Below are 24,425 nucleotides of genomic sequence, written 5' to 3' on the forward strand. Positions count from 1 at the left end.
GACTTGACTGTTAATTCGCATCAAATCTAAAAATATGCGCACTAATACAAGCCTTATCAAAAAGCAATTTTGAGGATTTTGAATTTACTTTCTGCAAGAACATTGGCAGCACTAGACAAGTATAATAATTGTCTTACGAACGACGTGAGTAAGACCAGCGCTATGCGATTCCGAAAAAAAACAGGAAGAGGCCAATCAGAGAGAGACTTCAATGCGCATGCATTGCGTCTCGAGTCGGTTGGACTCTTCCTGTTTTAGACTGTCTTAGTGCGACAGCCCCCTTTTTTTTGGTTCACATATTGATATAGTATACAATTGTATACTATATCGGTTGGTTTTAGTACCCATATTCGTTCTAACACTTTTTTGATATATTAGGTAAAATATAACTGTGCATATATTGCATATCTTTAAAAGATAATATTTTTTAGAAGAGGTGTTATATGTTCGATTTAAATGAATTACTATTGAATCACTTAACTGAATTGTTAAATGAGAAAGGATGGAGCTTATACCGATTATCCAATGAGTCACAGGTCCCATATTCCACTATTACCAATATGTTTAGACGTGAATCTTGTCCTACTATATATGTTTTAAAAAAAGTATGTTACACTCTCAATCTTGATTTGTGGGAGTTTTTTTACGAAATCGAAACTAAAAAAAGAGTACCCGATACCATAGATAGCACAGAAGCCGACATCCTATCTCTATACCGCAGACTTGACGCCTACGATCAAAAGCTTCTTTACAACTATCTTGCCGGTTTATCGGGCACCCCTGTAGATTCAACCAAATCAACCGAAAACTAACCAATGAATTTGTAGTCTTGATCCTCTATAGCCGCCTTTATCACTGACTCATCTACATCTTTCGACATCTCCATTACAACCGTATTCTTCTTGTGGTCCGCCGTAACAGCCTCTATTCCATCAATCGCCTCAAGAGTCTTCTTCACTCTGTTCTCACAGTGTTCACACATCATACCTTCAACTTTAATTGTTTTCTTGTTCATTTTCTTCTTATCCTCCTTAAGATTTAATCGCAAAGCATTGCTTACAACAAAAAAGCTGGATAATCCCATAGCTGCAGCACCTATCATAGGATTTAAAGTCAAGCCAAATGCCCAGACAAATGCTCCTGCCGCCAACGGAATACCGATAACATTATAGAAAAATGCCCAAAACAGGTTTTGCTTTATATTTCTCAAAACACTCCTACTAAGCTTTATTGCCTCCGATACATCTCGCAACGAATTATTCATTATGACTATATCAGCAGCATCTATGGCAATATCCGATCCCGCTCCTATAGCAATTCCCACATCAGCCCTTGTCAAAGCCGGTGCATCATTAATTCCATCCCCCACCATTATAACTTTACCGTTTTGCTGAAGTTTTACAATCTCACTTTCCTTGCCGTCAGGCAACACATCAGCTATTATATTGTCAACTCCAACCTGTTTACCAATATATCTTGCCGTTTTCACATTATCGCCAGTGATCATAACCACATCCACCCCAAGGTCCTTGATTTCCCGTATAGCCGCCTCACTATCCGGTTTTATCACATCCGCCACACCTAGGCATCCAAGATAATACTCACTGCTTGCAAAAAACAAAGGTGTGCTTCCAGTGTCGGTAACTTTTTCATAATCCGAATCAATCTTCTGCAAGATTTCTTCATCTTTTATCCAGGTGAAAATGTTCCGATCTAATTGTCTAATGTAGTCTTTTTTCCCGCCGAAAACATGCGTTTCTTCTCCACTCTCCGAAACTGCAACAGCCGTGACACCACGTCCTGCAAGCACAGCAAATTCTTTGACGTCAAATCGAGATTTAACTTTATCTTCATGATAAATTTCAACTGCTCTCGCGAGTGGATGCTCACTTTTTTTCTCCAAGATATAGGCCATCTCGCCCAGATCCTCATGGGCCTCAAACACAGAAGTCACTCTCGGATCTCCAAGAGTAATGGTTCCTGTTTTATCAAGTACAACTGTATCAGCTTTTCCGATTTCTTCAAGTACAGCGGCTGTCTTAAACAAGATTCCCTTCTTCGCTCCAACACCATTTCCCACCATAATCGCCACCGGAGTAGCAAGCCCCAGGGCACATGGACAGCTAATCACGAGTACGGATACAGCTCTGGCTAGTGAGTAACCCAAGGTCTCACCCACTGCAATCCAAATCACAAACGTCACCAGGGCAATCAATATAACTATCGGCACAAATACACCTGCCACCTTGTCGGCGATTTTGGCAATAGGTGCCTTGGTCTCCGCTGCCTCACTTACCAAGCGAATAATCTGCGCTAGCGTCGTCTCTGCCCCAACTCCTGTAACTTCACATCTAATATATCCATCTTTGTTGATAGTACCGGCTGATACCCGATCCCCAATACCTTTGTCTACCGGGATGCTCTCTCCGGTAAGGGCAGATTCATCTATCGCACAATTTCCACTGACTATTTTTGCATCCACAGGTATGCTTTCTCCTGGCCTGATTGCGATAACCATCCCCGTGGTTACACTCTTTGTCGGAATATTTTTCTCTATATCATTCTCAACTATTCTTGTGGTGTCAGGAGTCAACTTCATGAGTCCCCTTATGGCATCGCTTGTTTTTCCCTTGGATCTTGTCTCCAAGAGTTTTCCCACGCTTATGAGCGTAAGAATCATGGCCGAGGACTCAAAGTAGAGATCGTGTTCGCTTGCATGCATCATCTCTGTCATGCGATACAACGCAGCAAAACTGTACACGAATGCCGCAGAAGCTCCCAAAGCTACCAGAGAATCCATATTGGGCATCAACTTGATCAAACCCTTAAATCCTCTGATAAAAAAGCTTCTGTTGATTGTCATAACCACAAAAGCCAAAAACATCTGGATTATGGCAATAAATATGTGATTGTCCCCAAGATTTCCCGGCAGTGGCAAACCAAACATGGAATGTCCCATGGAAAAGTACATAAGTATCAGAGAAAAAATTATGGAGTATATGAGACTTTTCTTCTTTTCCCTGTACTCTTTGTCATCATCCGACGGAACCGGAGACGCTGAGGAGGTTGATGTGGCCTCTGATTGACCGGCACCAAAGACTTCTGCACTATAACCTGCCTTTTCCACGGCACTGATTATCTCATCATCTGATACCTCTCCCTCAACTCTCATGGATTTACTCAAAAGATTTACAGAAACTTCACTTACGCCCGAGACCTTCTTAACACTCTTCTCAACGTTGGCGACGCAGGCCGCACAACTCATTCCATTTACTGTATACTTTTTCATAATCAATCCAAACCTCTTTCCTAAATTGTCTTACGAACGACGTGAGTAAGACCAGCAATATGCGATTCCGAAATTGTCTTACTCCAAAAAAGGCCCTGGCTATCCTACTAACCAGGGCTCTCAATAATCTTTCTTTCACTCTTATGCAAGAGCAGCTGTAATAATAGCCATAGAATATACTTCCAAAGCATTACATCCTCTGGACAAGTCATTGATTGGTGCATTGAGTCCGAGCAATATAGGACCATATGCATCAAACTGTCCGAGTCTCTGCGCCATCTTGTAGCCGATGTTACCGGCATTGATGTCAGGAAATATAAATGTGTTGGCATAGCCAGCCACTTCGGACTGTGGGCACTTTGTCTTCGCCACACGTGGTGCCACTGCCGCGTCAAACTGAAGCTCTCCCTCAACCGGGAGATCAGGGTTTAACTTTTTGGCCTTTGCCGCTGCATTTCTCATCTTATCTACACTCTCGCCTGACCCGGAACCGAATGTAGAATAGCTTAAGAATGCCACTTTAGGATCAATACCAAACACTTTCGCACATTTGGCTGCTTCCACGGCAATCTCCGCCAACTCATCTTCACTTGGGCTAATATTAATAGCACAATCTGCCATTGCCAAAACCTCATTAGCACCTGTAGCAGATGGACGAACCAAGATAAATACAGATGACACAATAGAGTTTTCCGGCTTTGTCTTTATAATCTGGAGCGCCGGTCTGACAGTATCAGCTGTCGAGTATGTCGCTCCTCCGAGTAATGCATCTGCAATACCCATCTTAACTAGCATGGTTCCAAAGTAATTGGCCTGACTCACTACTTTTCTAGCCTTTTCAGGAGTCATTCCCTTACTCTTTCGAATCTCACATAGAAGATCGACCATCTCATCAATCCTGTCATAGTTATTAGGATCGATAATCTGTGCTCCTCTAATATTGAATCCACTCTCCTCTGCTGCCTCATTGACCTCATCCGGATTTCCAATCAAAATCGGTGTGAGGAATGTACTTGCCAAGAGTCGAGATGAAGCCTCGAGAATTCTTGGATCCGCACCCTCTGTAAAAACAATCTTCTTAGGATCCTTTTTCAATATGTTAATCATTTCACCAAATCCAAACATATGCTTCCTCCTTGGATTACATTATAGTATTTTTCTATCCACTATTCTATAATACCAAATTTCAGCGATATTACAAGGAATTTTTCAAAAAAAAGATTGTTAAGTTTTTAACGGAATTTCTAGGCTAATTCTATGGCTCCCGTATAGAGCTGATAGTATCGTCCCTTTTCCTCTAACAGCTGTTTATGAGTGCCTCTCTCTATTATTTCGCCTTGCTCCAATACCATGATACAATCTGCATTTCTAACAGTTGAAAGACGATGAGCAATTACAAATGTTGTTCTGTCTTTCATAAGTCGTTCCATGCCGTGATCTATGTGCATCTCCGTTCTGGTATCAACAGAACTTGTCGCCTCGTCAAGTACGAGAATCGGCGCTTTAGAAATAGCTGCACGAGCAATATTGAGAAGCTGGCGCTGTCCCTGGCTGAGGTTGACTCCATCTCCCTCAAGCATGGTATCATAGCCATCCTCCAATCTCATAATAAACGAATGTGCACTGGCAGTTCTAGCCGCCTGCTCTACTTCTTCATCAGTTGCATCAGGTCTTCCGTAGCGAATATTTTCCCTTACTGTACCCGTAAAAAGATGCGTGTCTTGGAGAACCATAGCTATGCTCGCCCTCAACTCAGACATCTTGTAATCCTTGATATCTCGCCCGTCAACAGTAATCTCCCCCTCTTCAATATCATAAAATCTATTGAGAAGGTTGGTTATAGTAGTTTTGCCGGCTCCGGTTGATCCGACAAATGCCACTTTTTGCCCTGCATGAGCGTAGAGATTGATATTCTTAAGGATAGTCTTATCCGGACTATATCCAAAGGATACATCCTTCATAATCACTTCTCCCTTGATTTCCTTTGCAGATATTGCTCCTTCAACATCTGAAGTCTCAGGCTCTTCATCCATGACTTTAAACACTCGCTCTGCTCCTGCAAGCGCTGAAAATATGGTATTTACCTGCATTGAAACCTCGTTTAGCGGTCTGGAAAATTGTCTGGAATAGTTGACAAACACGCTTAGATTTCCCACTGTGAGCTTGCCTAACACGCAGAGTACACCACCCACACATGATGTGAGGGCATAGTTAACCTGACCGAGATTTCCCATTACAGGACCCATTATTCCGCCGAAGAACTGAGCATGTATCTGCTTGCCTTTGAGATCTTCATTCAGCTCATTAAACGACTCAATCGCCTGTTGTTCATGACAGAAAACTTTGACAACCTTCTGTCCTGTTACAGTTTCCTCTATGTATCCATTCAACTTTCCCAGAGCATTTTGCTGCTCCCTGTAATACTTAGAACTCTTAGAAGCAAGAAAACTCAGAGCTTTCAGCATAACCGGTATGATAATAACTGTCAATATTGCAAGAATATAGTTAAGATATATCATCATTATGAGTGTTCCGATAATTGTGATAACACCCGAAACCAACTGTACTACTGTGTTATTGAGCATCTCTCCCACCGAATCAACATCGTTGGTAAAACGGCTCATAACATCTCCCGTAGGATTGGTATCAAAGAATCTTACCGGGAGAGTTTGGATGTGATCGAAGAGCTCCTTACGAATCGTCTTCAACGCCCTCTGGGAAACTTTTATCATGATTTTTTGCTGGATATATGTAGCTAAAATACCTGAACCATATATAATAGCCATCAATCCCAAAGCTCCCACAAGATACTTTACGCCACCGGCAATTATAGCTTCCTTGTCAGAAGGATTTTGGTTGATTTTTTTCACAACTTCCGTCACTTTATCTATAACAGGTGATAGCATATAAGCTCCCAAAAGTCCCGATAAACTCGTCACTATCGCACAAATAATAGCAATTATAACTTTAATCTTGTCTTTACCAAGGTATGACAAAAGTCTCTTTATAGTCTCTTTGGAGTTCTTGGGTTTTCCTCCCTTGACTAGACCTCTTCCCCTTCCGGGCCCCATACCCGGGCCTTTTCCCGGTGCTGGACTCATGCTGACACCTCCTCATCTTTATCCTTCTGTGAATAGTAAATCTCCTTGTACTCTTCACAAGTTTTCAGAAGCTCCTTGTGATTTCCAATTCCGACTATCGCCCCCTCATCCATGACGATGATTCGATCTGCATTTTCAACAGAGGAAATTCTCTGAGCGATTATCAACTTTGTTGTCTCCTTTAATTCAGAGTCAAAAGCCTTCCTTATCTCCGCCTCTGTGGCCGTATCTACGGCGCTTGTACTGTCATCTAATATGAGTATTTTAGGCTTTCTTAGAAGCGCTCTGGCTATACAAAGTCTCTGTTTTTGTCCTCCGGAGACATTTACTCCTCCCTGACCTAATTCCATGTCATAACCATCAGTAAAGTCCTTTACAAACTTATCAGCTTGAGCATATCTAGCCATCTCATATACTTCTTCATCAGTGGCATCTTTATCGCCCCATCTCAGGTTTTCCATGATACTTCCCGAGAACAGAGTATTTTTCTGGAGCACCATACCCACTCCATTCCTCAGATTTTCTATTGAGTACTCCTTGACATTTGTTCCGTCTACCAAAACTTCCCCAGAATCCACATCGTAAAGTCTTGGAATCAACTGAACAAGGCTAGTTTTTCCGGATCCTGTAGAACCGATGATTCCCACAGTTTCACCCGGATATGCCTTGAATGAAATATTCTTGAGAACATTATTCTTATGCTTCTTGTAATATCTAAAGCAAACATCTCTGAACTCAATTTCACCGCGAGAAACCACTTTGTCCTTTTCGCTGGAATTGTCATCATTCAGATCAACCTTGGATGTAAGAACCTCGTTGATTCGCTTTGCCGAGGCAAGTGAACGAGAGCCCTGGATAAAAATCATTCCCAGAATCATAAGTGACATGAGTATCTGAACAATATAGGTGGTAAATGCCGTGAGATCTCCTACTTTCATCTCGCCATTCATAACCTGATTACCTCCAAACCAGAGCACTGCCATAGTTGCAATATTCATGGCAAATGTCATGATAGGAAGTGTCAGAATGACAACATTCATAGCGGCAAGAGTTCTATTTACCAAGGTTTCGTTGGCTTCATTGAATGTCTCTTTCTCAAAATCATCGCGAACAAAAGACTTTACCACTCGCACGTTTGTGATATTTTCCTGAATTCTTGAGTTGAGAGAATCCAACTTCTCCTGCATTTTTTCAAACCTAGGAAAAGCTACTCTAACTACTGTTACTAGAGCCACAACCAAGATAGGAATAACTACTCCGAGTACAATAGCTAATCTCGCATTGATAGATATGGCCATGATCAGGCCACCTATTAGAAGTCCCGGTGCTCTCAGGCAGATTCTAAGTAACATCACTATGATATTTTGAACATTGGTAATATCATTGGTAAGCCTTGTAACCAGCGATCCCGTCGAGAATTTTTCGATATTTGAAAAAGAAAATGTCTGAATCTTCTTAAAGGTATCTCGACGCAGATCTCCTGCAAAATTCACTGCTGCCTTGACGGCAAAGTAAGCCGCCATAACGCCTCCTAACATCATGAGAAAGGCCACCAGCACCATAAGAATTCCCATAAGGATAATATACTTGCTTCCACGACCGGCTTGAACTCCCTCATTGATTATCAATGACATAAGCTTGGGCATGAAAACATCGCCTACAATCTCGACCAGCATGAACAACGGGCCGAGAATAAAGTACTTGATATACGGCCTTGCATACTTAATAAATGTCTTCATTCTTGTTTCCTCCACTTCAAGAATTTTTCTTTAGTAATGAAAACTTTACAAAAAGTTCACAAATAAAAACAAAATTAAACACAGTTTCGTCACAATTGACTTGTATACTCATAGACAATAAGAAAAATACTTAGATTTAATTAGCTTATGACTGCATGCAGCAATGCTGTGTTGCTTTATTTATTTGATATTTTTTCATAAAACTCCTCTTTCAAGGGCGAAACTGAATTGGTTTCGCCCTTCCTTATGTCTAGCACCCAAAGTGCAACATTACTTTTTTATTATCAAATAATTCTTCTTCAGCAACGCTTCCTCTATTAGGTCGAGAATCTCCTCTGACTCTGCAGATACTGTATGATAGTGATAATCTGATGTTATATTCTTAAGCGGTGTTGATTTTCCGCTCTTAATTCTCTCGATAAATTCTGTAACATCGCGATTAGAGCGAATATTGAGCTCCACTTCCACTCTTCCATATACTTTGTGATTAACGTAATCATTTTCCACCACGCCACCATAATATACGATAGTCTTAAGAGCATCTTCTGTTTGGTCATCCGTATTACACATTTTAAATGTTCGCACAGCTTTCCCCTCATGCTGAATAATATACCCTCTATTAGTAGATATAATATCAACATTGGCTGCTCGTAAAACCGCAATATCCTGAACTATTACCTGACGACTCACATCGCACTCTCTTGCCAATTTGGTTCCTGAGACAGGCGAACTACTAGTTCTAAGAATCTGTAAAATTCTATTTTGTCTATCCTTACTCATGGACGTAAGCCTTCCTTCCTACACTTTAATAAAACTACTGTTACTCAATTGGATGCAAATTCTTGAGAGAAATATCCATTATAGGCGCTGAATGTGTAAGAGCTCCACTTGATATATAATCTACTCCTATTCCAGCCAATTTTTCAATATTCTCTCTGGTAACATTGCCTGAGCACTCCGTCTCAGCGCGTCCATCTATAATCTTAATAGCCTCTTCCATATCTTCAACCGACATATTGTCTAGCATGATGATATCGGCTCCCGCCTCTACAGCTTCTCTGACCATATCAAGATTTTCAACCTCTATCTCAATCTTGCGGACAAATGGTGCATACTCCTTGGCCATCTCAATTGCCTTGGTTATTCCGCCTGCTGCCCCGATGTGATTGTCTTTCAAGAGAATTCCATCGGAAAGATTATATCTGTGATTATAGCCACCGCCAACCTTTACAGAGTACTTCTCGAAAAGCCTCATGTTAGGTGTTGTCTTTCTGGTATCCAGAAGCTTTGTTCCGGTCCCCTCAAGGAATTTCGCTATTGAATTTGTATATGTGGCAATTCCACTCATTCTCTGAAGGAAATTAAGGGCAACTCTCTCGCCTGACAAAAGCACGCGAATATCTCCGCGAACTGTAGCCATTAGCTGACCATTTTTCACTGCATCTCCGTCCTTGCACTGAAAATCAATTACAGTGCTGTCATCCAAAAGTTCAAAAACTCTGGCAAAAACCTCAAGACCGGCGATGATTCCATCTTGTTTACAGATAAGCTGAACTTCACCTTCAACCTTGTCTCTCATTATGGAATTGGTGCTCACATCTTCACTTGTAATATCTTCCTGCAGTGCCTGCATAATCAAGTGATCTGCATTGAGTTTCATATCTATACTATTCATCATGGCTATTAATCCTTTCTATCTCCTGTAAAATCATATCTTTGTACTCTTTTTCAAGTTTCTTCTTGTCGCCGTAGGCCGTCAAGTCCACCTCCGGAGCATCCTCACTGACCTCTGTATATGTCTCCGTTATCTTGTTGGCCGCTCTCTCAGCAAAGACAAGACTCTCTAACAGAGAATTACTTGCAAGTCTGTTGGCGCCGTGAACACCATTACAGCTCGTCTCGCCTATGGCATATAATCTGTCAACAGATGTCTTGCTGTCAGAATCAACCCAAATTCCCCCCATGAAATAATGTTGGGCAGGTACTACAGGTATTGGATCCTTCGTGACATCGTACCCCTCCTCCAAACATTTTTCATAAATATTCGGAAAATGGCCTTTGATTTCTTGCTCATCTATCCCAGCCATGCTGAGACGCACATATGGCAGTCCATCTTTCTCCATCTGCTCATATACCTTCTGAGTCAACAAATCACGAGGCAACAGCTCATCCACGAAGCGCTCTCCGTCTTTGTTGAGAAGAATCGCCCCCTCACCCCTGACTGACTCAGAAATCAAAAATCTTCTTCCCGGCTTCTCCGAATACAGAGTTGTGGGATGAATCTGTATATAATTGATGTTTTCAAGTTTTATGCCATTTTTCAGGGCAATAGCGATGGCATCACCCGTCAGCTGTCTAAAATTGGTGGAGTGCTTATAAAGACCACCAATTCCACCACTTGCCATCACAGTATAATCTGCGAAAATATTTTGCACATGATCATCCTTGTCGCGAATCACCGCACCATAGCAGGTGCCATCTCTCATGATAACGTCGATCATGGTTGTATTTTCGATTATCTGAATATTTTTCTTGGACTGGACAACTCTTAGTACCTTGCTGGTTATCTCTTTGCCTGTTATGTCCTTGTGGAACATAATCCTATGCTTACTGTGACCACCCTCGCGGGTATAGAGGTATTCGCCATTTTCACTTTCGAATTCCACGCCACAGTCAATCAACTCATCAATAATATGTCTCGACGTCTTAATCATGATATCCACAGATTCCTTGCGATTTTCATGATGTCCTGCCCTCATAGTATCTTCATAATAACTATCATAATCATCTTCAGATCTGAGCACACATATACCACCCTGAGCCAGAAAAGAATCACTCTCTTCTATACTGTTCTTGGTGATTATAGTAATTTGCTTGTCTGACGGAAGGTGAAGTGCGGCAAATAAACCAGCGACACCACTTCCGATTATCAACACATCAGTCTTATTAATCATGCTATTCTTCCTTTTGGGTTTACCCATTCTCTACTTAGCCAATTCCAACATGGCATTAAGTGGTTTACTCGCCTGTTCCCTCTTCTCTGCTGAAACTTCTACCTGATTGGTCTCATTGGCGAGACAATCTGCTATCTTCTCAAGGGAAATCTTCTTCATATTAGGACAGATCTGAACTGCCGCAGCAGAGTAAAACTTTTTGTTTGGATTCTTCTGCTTCATCTCATAAAGCACGCCCATCTCCGTTCCAACAATAAACTCTTTTGAATCATCTTCAGTCACAAAATCAATAAGCTCGGCGGTACTTCCTATAAAATCAGCCAATTCCAGCACTTCCATCTTGCACTCTGGATGTACTACAAACTTGGCCTCGGGATGTGCCTCCAAGCCTCTTTTTACCTCATCCAGTCTGAGCTCTGAGTGAACGTGACAAAAGCCGTCATTGAATATAAAATTCTTCTCCGGAACCTTACTCGCAATATATCTTCCAAGGTTTTCATCCGGAATGAAGAAAATGTTCTTCTGCGGCAATCTCTCCACAATCTTCATTGCATTGCTGGATGTTACACATATATCGGAATGCATCTTCAGCTCTGATGTAGAATTAATATAGCAGACAACTGCAAGATCATCATACTGACTGCGAACAGCCTCTATCTTGTCAACGTCTGCCATATGAGCCATAGGGCAGTCTGCGGTACTATCCGGCATCAATACCATCTTATCGGGATTGAGAATCTTAGCACTTTCTCCCATAAATGATACTCCGCAAAATACGATAATATCCGCATCTACCTTTGTAGCAACCTTACTGAGGTAGAAGGAGTCGCCGACATAGTCAGCAATCTCCTGTACCTCATCTCTTACATAATAATGAGCCAAAATAACTGCATTTTTTTCTTTTTTGAGTTCTTCTATACGTTCTATGATTTCTCTCATAAACCGACAACCTCTTTCCTTGATCTTGTCTACTCACTGTATCATGACACATGAAAATGTTCCATGACATTTATACCGTGTTAAATAGTATCTTAACACAAAACTTTACAGCTGACAAGACACTAAAAAAAGTTTTTTGTCGATTTCAGACTATTTTCACTCCTTAGCAGCCTCCAAGATGCTGTAATAGCAAGGTTTTTTCTCTGTATAATTCTGGAAGAGAAGTGGATAACTTGTCTCGCCCTTAAATGGTGTCAACCAAGAATCCTCGTCCGTATATCCCCAGAATGTTACATTGGTTATATTGGCATGATCCTCTCTCTTAGCCTTGAGAATAACCTCAAAAATCTCCTTGTACTGCTGAGCCTGCTCCTCAAGGGTGGCATCAGAATTATCTGTTGTATGCATATCTATCTCCGTAAACTGAAGTTCAAGTCCCTCAATTTGGCTGTATTCCTTGATATTTTCCTCAATATCAAAAGCAGTTGGATATCCCAGCTCCCAATGGCTTTGGAATCCCATTCCGTCAACCAAATTCTTCTTTCTGAGCTCCTTCAACTTGGCAATAATGCTGTTTCTCTTTGGTCCCTGGTACTCGTTGTAGTCATTGTAGAAAAGCTTTGCCTTGGGATTTGCATACTTTCTCGCATATGTAAATGCACTGGTGATATAGCTGTCATCGCCATAAATCTTATACCAGTTGCTGTCTTTCTTTCTTGGTCCGCCACCATCTTCCATGGCTTCATTGACAACATCCCAAGCATAGATACCGCCCGGATATATCTCCTCACAAGCTTCCATTACGCCCTTGATATAAGCCTCAAGTCTCTTGTTCATCTCTTCCTTGGTGGCAAAGCCCTCACTTGGTTCATAATCCTTAGAGAAGAACCAATCCGGAGTCTGATTGTGCCAAAGCAAAGTATGCCCACGCATCTTAACTCCCAGATGTCTAGCTGTGTTCAAGATTTTCTTAAGACCCTCTTTGCGAATCACCGGAAGTCTGTTCGGACTTTTTTCCGTCTTCTCGTAGTCAAGCAAGTTTTCCGGTTTCATCTCGTTTCCCATAGTAAAAGAGTTAAAATGTTCCGACAAAAATTTCATCGTCTCATCATTGTTGATGTCGCTCATTACTATAGATACACCAACTGTAAAGTCATTGGCATAGGCGTCCTTCAGCGTCTCAGCGTTCTTTACATCCACCTTTCCTTCTGCCCCTTCCTTAGATTCACTGCTACTTGTTTCGGTGTTGTTGACACCAGTTTGATTATTGCTCTGATTGCCATCTTGTCCACCGTTTGCCCCACATGCCACTAACAGTGCTGTTCCCAATACAGTACAAGCAATTCTGGGCAACAAATTTTTGATTTCCTTTATCATAGATAACCTCCTTAATATATGTTTCTATTAATAGTTGACAATTACTCAAAAAAATCTTACAATTAAGATTGTGAAAATCATAATCGAAAGGATGTACAATCTAAATGAAAAAGATTATACTAACAGGCGACCGTCCTACCGGAAGACTTCATGTCGGCCATTATGTAGGATCACTAAAAAGACGTGTCGAATTACAGAACTCCGGAGAATACGATGAAATCTACATCATGATTGCTGACGCCCAAGCGTTGACAGACAATTTCGATAATCCGGAAAAAGTTAGAAAGAATATTTCAGAAGTCGCGCTCGACTACATGTCTTGCGGACTAGATCCAAGTAAGTCTACTTTGTTCGTTCAGTCCTACATATCTGAACTTACTGAACTTACATTTTATTATATGAACCTTGTTACTTTGTCAAGGCTCAAGAGAAACCCTACTGTTAAGTCAGAGATAAGCATGCGTGGTTTTAACACAAGCATCCCTGTAGGTTTCTTTACTTATCCTATAAGCCAGGCTGCTGACATCACTGCCTTCAAGGCAACAACAGTTCCAGTTGGTGAAGATCAGCTTCCTATGATTGAGCAAACTCGCGAGATTGTTAGAAGTTTCAACTCTACATATGACGAAGTCTTAGTGGAGCCAAATGTTCTCCTTCCTGACAATCAGGCTTGTATGAGACTCCCTGGTATCGATGGCAAGGCAAAGATGAGTAAGTCTCTCGGAAACTGCATATATCTCTCAGATTCACCTGAGGATATTCGCAAGAAAGTAATGAGTATGTACACTGATCCTGATCACATAAGAATCGAGGATCCAGGTAAGCTCGAGGGCAATACCGTATTCACATATCTCGACGCCTTCTGCAATGACGAACACTTTGCAAATCATCTCCCAGATTATAGCTGCTTGGCAGAGCTCAAGGAGCACTATACCAAAGGCGGTTTGGGCGATGTCAAAGTTAAGAAGTTCCTCTATGCAGTTCTCATGGAAGAGTTGGATCCTATCCGCCTCCGCCGCGAAGAACTTGCCAAGGATATTCCGGCAGTTATGGAAATCCTCAAAGAGGGAAGCATCAAAGCAAGAGAAGTTGCAGCTAATACTTTATCAGAAGTTAAAGCAGCTATGCAAATCAATTACTTTGAGTAATGTCTTACGACCGCAGGGAGTAAGACCAGCAGTATGCGTTTCGTTTAATGTCTTACGACCGCAGGGAGTAAGACCAGCAAAATGCGATTCCACTTGATCCACTTGGTAAATATAAGGATTCCTTTTTAGGAATCCTTTTTTATATGAAATACAATTTAATCTATCTCTATTTCTCCGGTAAAAACCTCTGTTGCAGGCCCTCGCATAATAACCTCTCCACTTGAGAGATATGTATCAAATAAGCTTCCGCCTCGTATCTGAACTTCAACTTCTGAATCACGCTTGCAAAATCCTTTTAATACAGCCGCAACTACTGTTGCACAAGTTCCTGTTCCACATGAGATAGTCTCACCGGAACCGCGCTCCCACACGCGCATCTTAAGTGTATTTTCATCGATAACTTCCACAAATTCTGTGTTAATTCGATTAGGGAATGCCTCGTAATTCTCGAAAAATGGTCCGATCTTTTCAAGGTCCAAATCGTCGATATTTTCTGTAAAAATAACGCAATGTGGATTTCCCATAGATACACATGTAACTTCGTATTCTTTTCCCAAAACTTCTATTTTTTTGTCTACTACTACTTCATCTTTATATGTTGTTGGGATATCCGGACCATTTAAAATAGCCTTTCCCATATTGACGGTTGCATAAGCCACCTTGCCATTTTCAACTGTGACATCTATATCCTTGATACCGCTGAGGGTTTCTACTTTGATATTCTCTTTTGTCGCAATTCCATGGTCATATGCATACTTAGCAACACATCGAACACCATTTCCACACATGGCGCCCTCTGATCCATCTGCGTTAAACATGATCATTCTGCAGTCAGCCACATCCGATGGAGCGATGCAGATAAGGCCATCTGATCCCACTCCAAAATGGCGATCACTGACAATAATTGATGCTTTGGCAGGATCTTCTAACTTCTCCTTAAAAAGATCAACGTAAACGTAATCATTTCCTGTTCCATGCATTTTAGTAAATCTAAGCTTTGACATTATTAACCTCCTTGACCTTTAAGTCGATTCTAACCTTTGATAAAATATCAGATTCAATCTGAATACCATAGCACAATAAAAGCCTTAATTCATCCCCGTTTTTCTTGATAGAAATCTTGGTTGTATGAACTGAAAACTCCAAAATACCATATGGTGTAGAGTAGTATGAAACAGTATTCTCGCCCATAATAAATATCATGTGAGTCCCTTCAGCATCGTCCTTAATTATATCCACCTGACCCGGTGCAATCTTGATGGTATTCTTAATCATTGTTTCGTGTGTCTCATTCGGACTCACATCTTCGTATTCTATAAGTATACAATCATCTATCTCTTCCAGACTCCCGAAAGAAACCACGCTGAAGTCGCTATTACCCATGTTGCTATTTCGTGTATTTACAGTAATCTTCGCCTCTTTTTTCATTATAATATCCTATTTAACCTTTCATCTGACTTATCTATTATAAGCAAGCTCCACAAGCTTATCTAACAAGTCCTCAATTCCGTAACCAGAGTCGTTTAAGAGCATTGGATACATACTAATATTAGTAAAGCCAGGAAGGGTATTAATCTCATTAAATATAACTTCATTAGTTCCATCTTCAACAAAGAAATCAACCCTTGAAAGCCCGGCTCCGGCAATTGCCTTAAAGATTTTTACAGCGTCTTTTCTTATCTCATCTTTGACTTCATCCGCAAGTGTATCAGGGTTAATCACAGTCTTAGATTCACTGTTATTATACTTAGCTTCGTAGTCATAAAATTCTGCAGCAGCTATTACTTCGCCTACATTCGATGCAATAACTTCTTCATTTCCAAGCACTCCACATTCAATCTCTCGTCCATTAATCGCTTCTTCTATGAGAACTCGAGTGTCATGCTTCTTGGCAAGTTCGATTGCCTCGGCAAGTTCTTCGCGATTTCTCGCCTTGCTTACGCCACAAGAAGAACCAGCACTTGATGGCTTAACAAAAACAGGATAACCAAGTTTTCTCTCGACTCTCTCAGTAGTCTCTTCAAGGCCTGACATATCTTTTCTAATATCAAAGACAAACTTGGCCTGTCTAATTCCAAGTCTCTCTACATAGAGTTTAGTTGAGAGCTTATCCATTCCAGCTGCAGAGCTGAGAACCCCACATCCAACATATGGAAGTCCTGACATCTCAAAAAGTCCCTGGATAGTTCCATCTTCTCCGTACAGACCATGCAATACCGGAAAGATTACATCGATCTTCTCCAGTCTATATTGACCATCTTCTTCTATAATAAAGCCCGCGTCACTTCTGTCAGGAGACAAGATTGCTTTTTTCTGGCTGTCGGACCATTTTCCTGATTCAAGATCAGCGACACTATCTACCAAAAGCCATCTTCCATCTTTGGTAATTCCCACCAAAAATACATCGTACTTATCTTTATTAAAACCCTTAATAATATTGGTCGCTGATACCACAGAAACCTCATGTTCAGATGATACTCCTCCAAAAATAACTGCTACTCTCTTTTTCATTGTTAATTATTCCTCCTTGGTTGTTCATTTATGTTGGGCTTAGGACCCTCAGTTGGTATGCCACGCATTGCAAACTTAAAACACAATGGGGTCACTATAAATATAATAACGTATCCTGCCAACATGCTAATAAGCAGCGACTTCAAAAACATCGGTAAAAATGGAATTGTTGCCCCCTGGCTCACTGCCATTCTGTGAGCTAATCCCACCATCGCCAAAGTCATCACCGGTGTAAATATGCAATCGGATACGAGTGTAATCAGCAATCGCTGTCCTAATTTACTCTTAATCTTAGATTTTATCGCAACTGAATCGTTCAGCTTCTTCATAGGAACAATCATGCCAATAATGATACTAATCACTGTGCTGATCAAAAAGCTGATTAAAAAACCAACTACTGTAAATTTTCCCGCAGAAACCATACCTATCAGGGAAAGCGAGAAACTTAGCACCACTGCCATGTAAATAGACATGCGTCTTCCAACCTTCTTAATCTGTTCTTCCATAAATATCCTCCTTATAATCACTTCCATCCCTTGCCCCACTCCCTAGTACATTATACCATATTCCGAGGATTTGTCTAGCATATGACCATTTTCAAAAAAACTTTCATCAAAATGTTCACTTTTATGACACATTCTTGGATTATTATGTAAGTTGATCATTGGAATATTTTGAGATAAAGAGGAGAGGAACATTAACATGTTTAACTATTTTTCAAGAAAAATGTTCGCATCTGCCGTAGCTTTTGCAGTTGCGATCACAGCATTTCCGTCTGTGCCCGCAGAAAATGTGCAAGCAGTGTCGCTAGTTTCTGCAAACAACGAAGATGAGACACCTGCACCCAGCGTTAGCTCAGCTGGTGGCGGAAACACTAAAAAAGTAAAATACAGCATCGGCTCTACTGAGCATGTCTATGAAGGGGAGACGATTCAAGTTGTCTATGAAAACAAAAATGTTAAGCTCAAGAAGACTCCCGCAATTAAGATTAACGGTGTATTGATGGTTCCCTTAAAAGAGACATTTGCCGATCAGGGTATCGAGGGAAGTTATAAGTATCACAAAAAACTGAAGAAAATCAAGATTTCAAAGAACAATAAGTTTGTAATTATGCACCTCAACAAACCATACATTACAGTTAACCAGAAAAAGACAAAGCTGAAGGTGGCACCAACAAGGGTAACCTACAAAAAGTCTGGAGTAAAGACTATCCTTGTCCCATTTAAGGCCATTATCAAGGCATTGGGAATCAATTATTTGTGGGATGAAGACCTTGGTGTTGCTCAATTGTCAAAACCGGTACTTAACTACAGCGGTACCAATACATTTACCAAGTACAGGTGGACACTTAACCAATATGCCAAGATACAGAAGGCACGTGCAGGACGTGCTTCACTGAAGGAGTACAAGAGACTTCTCAATTATAGAAAAGATACTTCTTACGGTTTCCAGTTCCTGAGACTTGATACGTACAGAGCAGTAAATGAGAAGAAATTCATATCAACCTTTAACTATTATATACGAAACGCTTGTGAAAACAACGGCCACAAGCCTTCTTACAGCGTTTTATATAACAAAGGAAAAGTAATGTTAGCCGCAGCAAAGAAAGTCGGAATTGACCCAATGTACTTTGCTTCTCAGACATTTATAGAGTCCGGATATGGAACTAGTGGTTTGTCACGCGGAAATAAGATTACAAGGGTTGCATTGCCTAGCTATGCTAGATCAGGCGGAAAATTTATCACAAAGAAAATCAAAAAATCCAAAAAGGTATATAACCTTTACGGAATCAAGGCCTATGACAGTGATCCTAGAACAGGTGCCACTTCATATGCATACTACAACGGCTGGACCACTATAAATAAAGCTATTTACGGAGCAGCAAAATTCATCAAGACCAATTATTTCCAAGCTAAGCCTGCTCAAAATACAATTTTCAAGTTTAGATTTAATCCATCAAACTTGAGCCACCAGTACGCAACTGGCCCATGGTATTCGGAGCAAATAGCACAGCGAATGATGCTTTTTAGTAACTGCTATGCTAAAACAGCTATTTACTCATACGATTATCCTGCATTTAGGAAATAAATGTCTTACGACCACAGGGAGTAAGACCAGCAGTATGCGATTCAACTATATAAAACGCCACACTTCTCAGTGTGGCGTTTATATATATTCAACTCTATTTTATATATACTTTATCCGACTCCCAGTAAGCCTTTCTTCCTCGACTTTCCTTGGTTATTACTCTGTGATTTTTATAATCTATAGTAGCAAAATCCTTGATAATTTTGTGGGTACTGAGATTTCGTCCAGCAATTCGTATTATCTGGTTTTCCTCGTCTATTGAGCAGTATTTCTTATCAAATCTTTTATAAAATTCCTTCAAGTCTTTGAATTGATAAAAGTATATACCTTCAAGCAAGTCCACTTTGTTTTCCTTATAACTATCAACAATTTTAACATCGAAATAATTCTCACCTGGCATCTGAAATACAACAGTTTCATCTTTATTATAAACTGCAGAACTATTAATACATCTCAAGGAGCAATGAGTTATTGCTTTGTCAGATGTTGATGTAAGCTCATAGTAATTATTATTCTTGAACAAAAGGTTACAACCCGTTTTATTAAAAACCGTCTTCAGCTTACCAACAAATATATCCTTATTTGCCTTAAGAAGCTCATCTGGTGTCATTCTTGTTGAAAAATAATGTATAGACGCTCCTGGTTCATACACTCCGCTTTTTTCTCCCTCAAGCTTTACCTTTATCACATTCACATTTTTACCTTCATTCCATGCATCTGCTTCAACATAGTCGGGCATATTGCCTCTATATTCTCCTTCAATAGAAAAAGTTTCTATCAACGAATCAACATATTTCGCATTCATGTTTCTAACTCTTTCACTAGTATCATCACTTTCATAGAATAAGCACTTAATACCCAAAAACAATAAACCAACTATAAATAGAGATGATACACCAATAATTATCTTTTTTTTCAATTCCAATTCCTCCATTAACTCAGCGTTACTATCCCGTCTAGGTATTTCTTCTGTATATACTGGACTCTTTTGTTTCCATCATCACAATCCTTAGCACCATCATTAACAACTAAATATACATATTTTTTAGTTTTTGCTTTACCCTTTTTCTTTTCTTTATACTCAACTGTTATTTCATAAGCTCCGCAAATTGACATGGCATGCGCGCTCTTATCTGGTGCAACAAACCCTCCGTGAACTGGTCTAGAAAAGCTGATTGTGTTCTTTATAAAACTATATAAATTATCTACATCTGTTTCTCTAAAACCTCTTGTTTTATTATTATGTCGTTGATAAAACTTCTCATACATTGTCGGAACATAATAATCTTCTGTCCCACTACTCCATACTTCACCATTACCCAATTTCTTAAAATGAATCTGATTGTCGAAAAATGTAATATAAAGCATTTCCTTAAAGGCATTTATATACTTTGCACCTTCGTATGTTTTAGCAAAACCTTTTCTTGTATAATATTCCGCCATTATTGAACCGGTCACTTGTACACATGTACCTGATGGAATCATCCCAACCTGATCACCATACTCTAAATAATATATTCTATTGCAATATGTCTGTCGTACATTTCTCGTATTTAAAATCCATTTTGTACTTTTTATCGTACTCAAAATACTCTTCTTGTAGCAATTCTTATGCTTTCCTAATGCATTTTTTTTAGCATCATCTAGTGTCTCAAGTATTATACTGTCAAATCCCTCGCTTCCGTATCGTTTCGAATGTTTAACACCATTTTCTGACACCTCAAGGTTCGTATCAACTTTCAAACAATTATACTCTCTAGAACAAGTTTCAACTATAGCTGATTCAGAATAAGCTGTTTCATTACACGGAGAGTCAACCGCCGCTTTTTCAATTGTCACAGTTTCACATTGTATATCACCTAATGACACATTTTCCGAGATGTTATTATAATTATCCAACAAATCACTATTTGCAGTTTCTACATTAACACTAAGTGAATTACTCGACTTTCCTTCCATACCATAAGCATATACTCCAATTCCATCACTCAGAACTAGAGTTGCTATTAACATTCCTACCAATGCTTGTTTTTTCATCATTTTCTCCTTTATTATCTTATTTTTGTCCAAACAGTGTTCATTGTAACACATTCCCCCTCGAGCGTCAAATATTTATTGTTTGAGAGTCATTTTATTATATCTTTACATAGGCGTGTCGTTGTAAACGTGTTCTTTTAACACTTTACTTGCACTAATTGTGAGAATTCTCCACTTCCGTACACTCGTCCAGATTCAGTCTCATAAAGCCACACTTTGATGAGTCACTTCAAAGCGTGGCTTTTTACACAATTCACTTTACTTTATATACACCTTATCCGACTCCCAATATGCCTTTCTTCCTCGACTTTCCTTGGTTATTACTCTATGATTCTTGTAATCTATCGTGGCATAATCTTTGGTGATTTTATGAGTACTGAGATTTCGTCCAGCAATTCGTATTACTTGGTTTTCTTCATCTATAGAACAGTATTTCTTGTCTATTCTCTTATAGAATTCTACCAGATCAACAAAACTAAAATGATACAGATCTTCATAAAAATCACGTTTATATTTCTTATATGCCTTTACAATATCGACTTCAAAATTCATCCTTACCGGCATCTGAAATATAACCCATTGACCATTTTCCAAGTCTACTCTTGCATTCATGTTATATATGCGGCAAAACGTTTCTCCAGACAAAATGTCTTTATCACCATATTCTAATATGTAATTATTATTGTCTTTGAAAAAAAGATGGCCTTTGTCTCCGTTATCTAGAACCATTGTCCCAACATAATAGTCTTTATTCGCCTGGACAATTTCCTCACCTGTCAGCAATGATGAAAACTCACATACATCTCCCGACGGATCGTAGTATCCGCCAACTTCCCCCTTTAGATTAAGTTTTAAAACACTGATTTCTTTATTCTTCTCCCATTTATCAACATAGACGTCATCTTTACACTCTTTAGTATACTCGCCTTCAATTGATAACGTTTCTATCTGCGGACTCTTTGTTCTTTCTCCAACATTTTCCCCATTCTCATCAATGTAATTAACTGAATTTTTACCTTCTTGTTGTTCAGGACTATGTGCTTTCTGAAAAATAATAAATGCACCTATTATTAGTATAACAGCTAATACCGCGAATAAAATTGTTTTTTTCATATCTGTCTCCCTAATTATTCTTTTTACATAAACACGAGATAATTTGAGATACAAGCTAACAGCCACATATACAATCATGGCTGTTAGCTATATGCACTCCTATTTTATGTATACTTTATCCGACTCCCAGTAAGCCTTTCTTCCTCGACTTTCCTTGGTTATTACTCTGTGATTCTTATAATCTATAGTAGCAAAATCCTTGATAATTTTGTGGGTACTGAGATTTCGTCCAGCAATTCGTATTATCTGGTTTTCCTCGTCTATAGAACAGTATTTCCTGTCTATTCTCTTATAAAATTCGACCAACTCTTCAAAACTATACTTGTATATATATTCTAAAGCATCACGTTTATTTTCTTTAAAAAGTTCTACAATCTTGTCATAGAACTCCCATCTAGTAGGCATCTGAAACACAACAAATCTTTGGTTTTCCAAGTTTACTAATGCGTTTAAATTAAAGATGCTATATGATGTTTCACCGAAGACAACATCTCTATCATTATATTCTAAGATATAATAATTATTATCTTTAAAGAAGAGTGCACCTTCTCCTCCTTCCGGAAGTTTTATACTACCAACATAATTGTTTTTATTGGCCTTAATCACATCCTGCACAGACATGAGCGATTTAAACTGTCTAACAGAGCCCTTGGGATCATAAAAGCCTCCCGGTTCCCCTTCAAATTTCACTTTTAATACATCCAAGCTGCCCTTTTTGTCCCAACGACTTACATCAATTCTATCAGAACAATCTCCATCATATTCACCTTCCACTGACTGTGTTTCTATCCATGGTTTTGATGCTTTTTTTTCCGATTTTTTCTCTTTTTCTCCCACATAACCTGTCAATCCACTTGCTACTTGTTTATCCGGGTTATGATTTTTTTGGAAAAGAACAAATGATCCTGCCACCATAAATATCAAAATAACTGAAATAATTATTACTCTCTTCATGTCTCTCTCCTATAACTTAATGTTGTAATATTTCCACAATACTTTCGTTGAACATACTGCACCCTACCATCTCCTTTAGTCGAATCCTTATATCCATCATTAACCGTATAATATACATATGTTTTGGTCTTTGATTTATCTTTCTTCTTTTCTTTATATTCTATAGTTATCTCATAAGCCCCATTTATTACCATAGAATGACCATCTTTATTTGGGGCGTAAAACGTACCATGCACCGGTCTTGAAAGTTTATTGAGATTTTTGACACTCTCATAGTCATGATCCCATAAGTACCCTTTTGTTTTTTTATTATGTCTCAGGTAAAAATATTCATACATATATGGAAAGTAATGAGGATGTGTACCCGAACTTTCTACACCATTTTTTCCTTTCACAAATGTAATCTGGTTGTCCATCATTGTTCTTAAAAGCATTTCAGAAAAAGCATATATATACTTTGCTCCCTCGTATGTCTTAGAAAACCCTTTTCTTGTAAAATATTCAGTCATACTAGCACCAGCAACCTGAACACATGTCCCGCTCGGAATATAATCTAGTTTTTGATCTATACTATATATTAAATTACAATAGCTTTGTTTAATATTTCTAGTATTCAGAATCCACTTTGTAGATTTCTCACACTTTAGCACACTCTTACTATAGCAATCCTTATGCTTATTCTTTGCATCTTTCTTGGCTCCATCTAGGGTCTCTATAATGATATCTTTAATTCCAGCTGCTCCACTCCGATCCCTTCGAGCATCAGAATCACTCTTCTTAGCATCATATTTGTGTTTTTTCTTCTCCACAGAAGCACTCTCCACAGGCACAGACTCCACATTTGCAGTCTCTACACTTACAGTTTCAGTTTTTGCTGTTTCACTATATTGAGTTTCAACCAAAGCTTTTTTAATTTCAACATTTTCTGGGATACTATTATGATTATCCATCAAATCACTGTTTGCAGTTTCTACATTAACACGAGGTGAGTTACTTGATTTTCCTTCCATACTATAAGCATATGCCCCAATTCCATCGCTCAGAACTAGAGTTGCTACTAACATTCCTATTAATACTTGTTTTTTCATTATAATCTCCTCATTGTGTCTTTATTTGTCCGGACAATGTTCATTGTAACACATTTAATGTCTATATGTCAATTATTTTTTTGGGGG

21 protein-coding genes are annotated in these 24,425 nt (G+C 39.4%); 3 read left to right on the forward strand and 18 right to left on the reverse strand.

Going from position 1 to position 24,425, the window contains the following annotated elements:
- The first annotated feature begins 443 nt into the window (after nucleotides 1–443).
- A complete protein-coding gene (locus tag L877_RS14565) occupies nucleotides 444–812 on the forward strand; it encodes a helix-turn-helix domain-containing protein (protein ID WP_051437652.1) in 369 nt (122 codons plus the stop codon).
- Here L877_RS14565 and L877_RS0103570 read toward each other — a convergent pair.
- From L877_RS0103570 to L877_RS12015, 9 genes are all read right to left on the reverse strand, one after another.
- Nucleotides 809–3,289 (reverse strand): heavy metal translocating P-type ATPase, encoded by a 2,481-nt coding sequence (locus tag L877_RS0103570; RefSeq protein WP_026834923.1) that lies wholly within the window; start codon nucleotides 3,287–3,289, stop codon nucleotides 809–811. The two genes, L877_RS14565 and L877_RS0103570, sit on opposite strands and share 4 nt — an antisense overlap.
- Nucleotides 3,290–3,430: 141 nt before the next feature.
- Complete coding sequence (gene pta / locus L877_RS0103575) at nucleotides 3,431–4,414, reverse strand: phosphate acetyltransferase (protein WP_026834924.1); 984 nt, start codon at nucleotides 4,412–4,414, stop codon at nucleotides 3,431–3,433.
- Between the two features lie 119 nt (nucleotides 4,415–4,533).
- Nucleotides 4,534–6,390: an ABC transporter transmembrane domain-containing protein gene (locus L877_RS12010; protein ID WP_051437653.1), complete on the reverse strand. Its 1,857-nt coding sequence runs from the start codon at nucleotides 6,388–6,390 to the stop codon at nucleotides 4,534–4,536.
- A complete protein-coding gene (locus L877_RS0103585) occupies nucleotides 6,387–8,129 on the reverse strand; it encodes an ABC transporter ATP-binding protein (protein ID WP_026834925.1) in 1,743 nt (580 codons plus the stop codon). Before L877_RS0103585 ends, L877_RS12010 begins: the two co-directional genes overlap by 4 nt.
- A gap of 270 nt (nucleotides 8,130–8,399) precedes the next feature.
- Complete coding sequence (locus L877_RS0103590) at nucleotides 8,400–8,909, reverse strand: transcription repressor NadR (protein ID WP_026834926.1); 510 nt, start codon at nucleotides 8,907–8,909, stop codon at nucleotides 8,400–8,402.
- Between the two features lie 40 nt (nucleotides 8,910–8,949).
- The gene (gene nadC / locus L877_RS0103595) at nucleotides 8,950–9,804 is read right to left on the reverse strand and encodes a carboxylating nicotinate-nucleotide diphosphorylase (RefSeq protein ID WP_026834927.1); all 855 of its coding nucleotides are present in this window, start codon (nucleotides 9,802–9,804) and stop codon (nucleotides 8,950–8,952) included.
- Nucleotides 9,797–11,083 (reverse strand): L-aspartate oxidase, encoded by a 1,287-nt coding sequence (locus L877_RS0103600; RefSeq protein ID WP_026834928.1) that lies wholly within the window; start codon nucleotides 11,081–11,083, stop codon nucleotides 9,797–9,799. Before L877_RS0103600 ends, nadC begins: the two co-directional genes overlap by 8 nt.
- Nucleotides 11,084–11,113: 30 nt before the next feature.
- Nucleotides 11,114–12,022 (reverse strand): quinolinate synthase NadA, encoded by a 909-nt coding sequence (nadA, locus tag L877_RS0103605; protein WP_026834929.1) that lies wholly within the window; start codon nucleotides 12,020–12,022, stop codon nucleotides 11,114–11,116.
- 156 nt (nucleotides 12,023–12,178) lie between these two features.
- Nucleotides 12,179–13,399: an endo-1,4-beta-xylanase gene (locus tag L877_RS12015; protein WP_051437654.1), complete on the reverse strand. Its 1,221-nt coding sequence runs from the start codon at nucleotides 13,397–13,399 to the stop codon at nucleotides 12,179–12,181.
- A gap of 104 nt (nucleotides 13,400–13,503) precedes the next feature.
- On the opposite strand from L877_RS12015, the gene trpS reads away from it, so the two are divergent.
- Nucleotides 13,504–14,547, forward strand: coding sequence for a tryptophan--tRNA ligase (trpS, locus tag L877_RS12020; protein ID WP_034785019.1), 1,044 nt, complete (start codon nucleotides 13,504–13,506; stop codon nucleotides 14,545–14,547).
- Between the two features lie 155 nt (nucleotides 14,548–14,702).
- Here trpS and dapF read toward each other — a convergent pair whose 3' ends face one another.
- Genes dapF through L877_RS12025 form a run of 4 tightly spaced genes read right to left on the reverse strand, consistent with a single transcriptional unit; the run spans nucleotide 14,703 to nucleotide 17,564 of the window.
- Nucleotides 14,703–15,551, reverse strand: coding sequence for a diaminopimelate epimerase (dapF, locus tag L877_RS0103620; RefSeq protein WP_026834930.1), 849 nt, complete (start codon nucleotides 15,549–15,551; stop codon nucleotides 14,703–14,705).
- Nucleotides 15,538–15,975 carry a YwiB family protein gene (locus tag L877_RS0103625; protein ID WP_026834931.1) on the reverse strand — a complete coding sequence of 146 codons (438 nt, stop codon included), beginning with the start codon at nucleotides 15,973–15,975 and terminating at the stop codon, nucleotides 15,538–15,540. The genes dapF and L877_RS0103625 overlap by 14 nt, the downstream gene beginning before the upstream one ends.
- Before the next feature lie 30 nt (nucleotides 15,976–16,005).
- A complete protein-coding gene (locus tag L877_RS0103630; protein WP_026834932.1) occupies nucleotides 16,006–17,058 on the reverse strand; it encodes a D-alanine--D-alanine ligase family protein in 1,053 nt (350 codons plus the stop codon).
- A 2-nt stretch (nucleotides 17,059–17,060) separates the two neighbouring features.
- The gene (locus tag L877_RS12025) at nucleotides 17,061–17,564 is read right to left on the reverse strand and encodes a hypothetical protein (protein ID WP_051437655.1); all 504 of its coding nucleotides are present in this window, start codon (nucleotides 17,562–17,564) and stop codon (nucleotides 17,061–17,063) included.
- Nucleotides 17,565–17,760: 196 nt separating this feature from the next.
- Here L877_RS12025 and L877_RS12030 point away from each other — a divergent pair, with 196 nt between their 5' ends.
- On the forward strand, nucleotides 17,761–19,146 hold the full coding sequence (locus L877_RS12030; RefSeq protein WP_051437656.1) for an N-acetylglucosaminidase: 1,386 nt from the start codon (nucleotides 17,761–17,763) through the stop codon (nucleotides 19,144–19,146).
- Between the two features lie 94 nt (nucleotides 19,147–19,240).
- On the opposite strand, the gene L877_RS0103645 is transcribed toward L877_RS12030, so the two are convergent.
- From L877_RS0103645 to L877_RS0103665, 5 genes are all read right to left on the reverse strand, one after another.
- Nucleotides 19,241–20,065 (reverse strand): hypothetical protein, encoded by an 825-nt coding sequence (locus tag L877_RS0103645; RefSeq protein WP_034784998.1) that lies wholly within the window; start codon nucleotides 20,063–20,065, stop codon nucleotides 19,241–19,243.
- A gap of 14 nt (nucleotides 20,066–20,079) precedes the next feature.
- Entirely contained in the window at nucleotides 20,080–21,186 is a 1,107-nt protein-coding gene (locus tag L877_RS0103650) for a hypothetical protein (RefSeq protein WP_156922977.1), read from the reverse strand.
- A gap of 255 nt (nucleotides 21,187–21,441) precedes the next feature.
- Nucleotides 21,442–22,296 (reverse strand): hypothetical protein, encoded by an 855-nt coding sequence (locus tag L877_RS0103655; RefSeq protein ID WP_156922978.1) that lies wholly within the window; start codon nucleotides 22,294–22,296, stop codon nucleotides 21,442–21,444.
- Between the two features lie 99 nt (nucleotides 22,297–22,395).
- The gene (locus L877_RS0103660; protein ID WP_026834936.1) at nucleotides 22,396–23,250 is read right to left on the reverse strand and encodes a hypothetical protein; all 855 of its coding nucleotides are present in this window, start codon (nucleotides 23,248–23,250) and stop codon (nucleotides 22,396–22,398) included.
- Nucleotides 23,247–24,338: a hypothetical protein gene (locus L877_RS0103665; RefSeq protein WP_026834937.1), complete on the reverse strand. Its 1,092-nt coding sequence runs from the start codon at nucleotides 24,336–24,338 to the stop codon at nucleotides 23,247–23,249. The genes L877_RS0103660 and L877_RS0103665 overlap by 4 nt, the downstream gene beginning before the upstream one ends.
- Between the last annotated feature and the right edge of the window lie 87 nt (nucleotides 24,339–24,425).

It is taken from the genome of Eubacterium xylanophilum ATCC 35991 (assembly GCF_000518685.1).
GTDB classification, from domain to species: domain Bacteria; phylum Bacillota; class Clostridia; order Lachnospirales; family Lachnospiraceae; genus Eubacterium_F; species Eubacterium_F xylanophilum.

Excerpts from the sequence above, each read along its gene's own strand:
- L877_RS14565 (WP_051437652.1), top strand. The coding sequence starts at position 444 with ATGTTCGATTTAAATGAATTACTATTGAATCACTTAACTGAATTGTTA.
- L877_RS0103570 (WP_026834923.1), bottom strand. The coding sequence starts at position 3,289 with ATGAAAAAGTATACAGTAAATGGAATGAGTTGTGCGGCCTGCGTCGCC.
- pta (WP_026834924.1), bottom strand. The coding sequence starts at position 4,414 with ATGTTTGGATTTGGTGAAATGATTAACATATTGAAAAAGGATCCTAAG.
- L877_RS12010 (WP_051437653.1), bottom strand. The coding sequence starts at position 6,390 with ATGAGTCCAGCACCGGGAAAAGGCCCGGGTATGGGGCCCGGAAGGGGA.
- L877_RS0103585 (WP_026834925.1), bottom strand. The coding sequence starts at position 8,129 with ATGAAGACATTTATTAAGTATGCAAGGCCGTATATCAAGTACTTTATT.
- L877_RS0103590 (WP_026834926.1), bottom strand. The coding sequence starts at position 8,909 with ATGAGTAAGGATAGACAAAATAGAATTTTACAGATTCTTAGAACTAGT.
- nadC (WP_026834927.1), bottom strand. The coding sequence starts at position 9,804 with ATGAATAGTATAGATATGAAACTCAATGCAGATCACTTGATTATGCAG.
- L877_RS0103600 (WP_026834928.1), bottom strand. The coding sequence starts at position 11,083 with ATGATTAATAAGACTGATGTGTTGATAATCGGAAGTGGTGTCGCTGGT.
- nadA (WP_026834929.1), bottom strand. The coding sequence starts at position 12,022 with ATGAGAGAAATCATAGAACGTATAGAAGAACTCAAAAAAGAAAAAAAT.
- L877_RS12015 (WP_051437654.1), bottom strand. The coding sequence starts at position 13,399 with ATGATAAAGGAAATCAAAAATTTGTTGCCCAGAATTGCTTGTACTGTA.
- trpS (WP_034785019.1), top strand. The coding sequence starts at position 13,504 with ATGAAAAAGATTATACTAACAGGCGACCGTCCTACCGGAAGACTTCAT.
- dapF (WP_026834930.1), bottom strand. The coding sequence starts at position 15,551 with ATGTCAAAGCTTAGATTTACTAAAATGCATGGAACAGGAAATGATTAC.
- L877_RS0103625 (WP_026834931.1), bottom strand. The coding sequence starts at position 15,975 with ATGAAAAAAGAGGCGAAGATTACTGTAAATACACGAAATAGCAACATG.
- L877_RS0103630 (WP_026834932.1), bottom strand. The coding sequence starts at position 17,058 with ATGAAAAAGAGAGTAGCAGTTATTTTTGGAGGAGTATCATCTGAACAT.
- L877_RS12025 (WP_051437655.1), bottom strand. The coding sequence starts at position 17,564 with ATGGAAGAACAGATTAAGAAGGTTGGAAGACGCATGTCTATTTACATG.
- L877_RS12030 (WP_051437656.1), top strand. The coding sequence starts at position 17,761 with ATGTTTAACTATTTTTCAAGAAAAATGTTCGCATCTGCCGTAGCTTTT.
- L877_RS0103650 (WP_156922977.1), bottom strand. The coding sequence starts at position 21,186 with ATGATGAAAAAACAAGCATTGGTAGGAATGTTAATAGCAACTCTAGTT.
- L877_RS0103655 (WP_156922978.1), bottom strand. The coding sequence starts at position 22,296 with ATGAAAAAAACAATTTTATTCGCGGTATTAGCTGTTATACTAATAATA.
- L877_RS0103660 (WP_026834936.1), bottom strand. The coding sequence starts at position 23,250 with ATGAAGAGAGTAATAATTATTTCAGTTATTTTGATATTTATGGTGGCA.
- L877_RS0103665 (WP_026834937.1), bottom strand. The coding sequence starts at position 24,338 with ATGAAAAAACAAGTATTAATAGGAATGTTAGTAGCAACTCTAGTTCTG.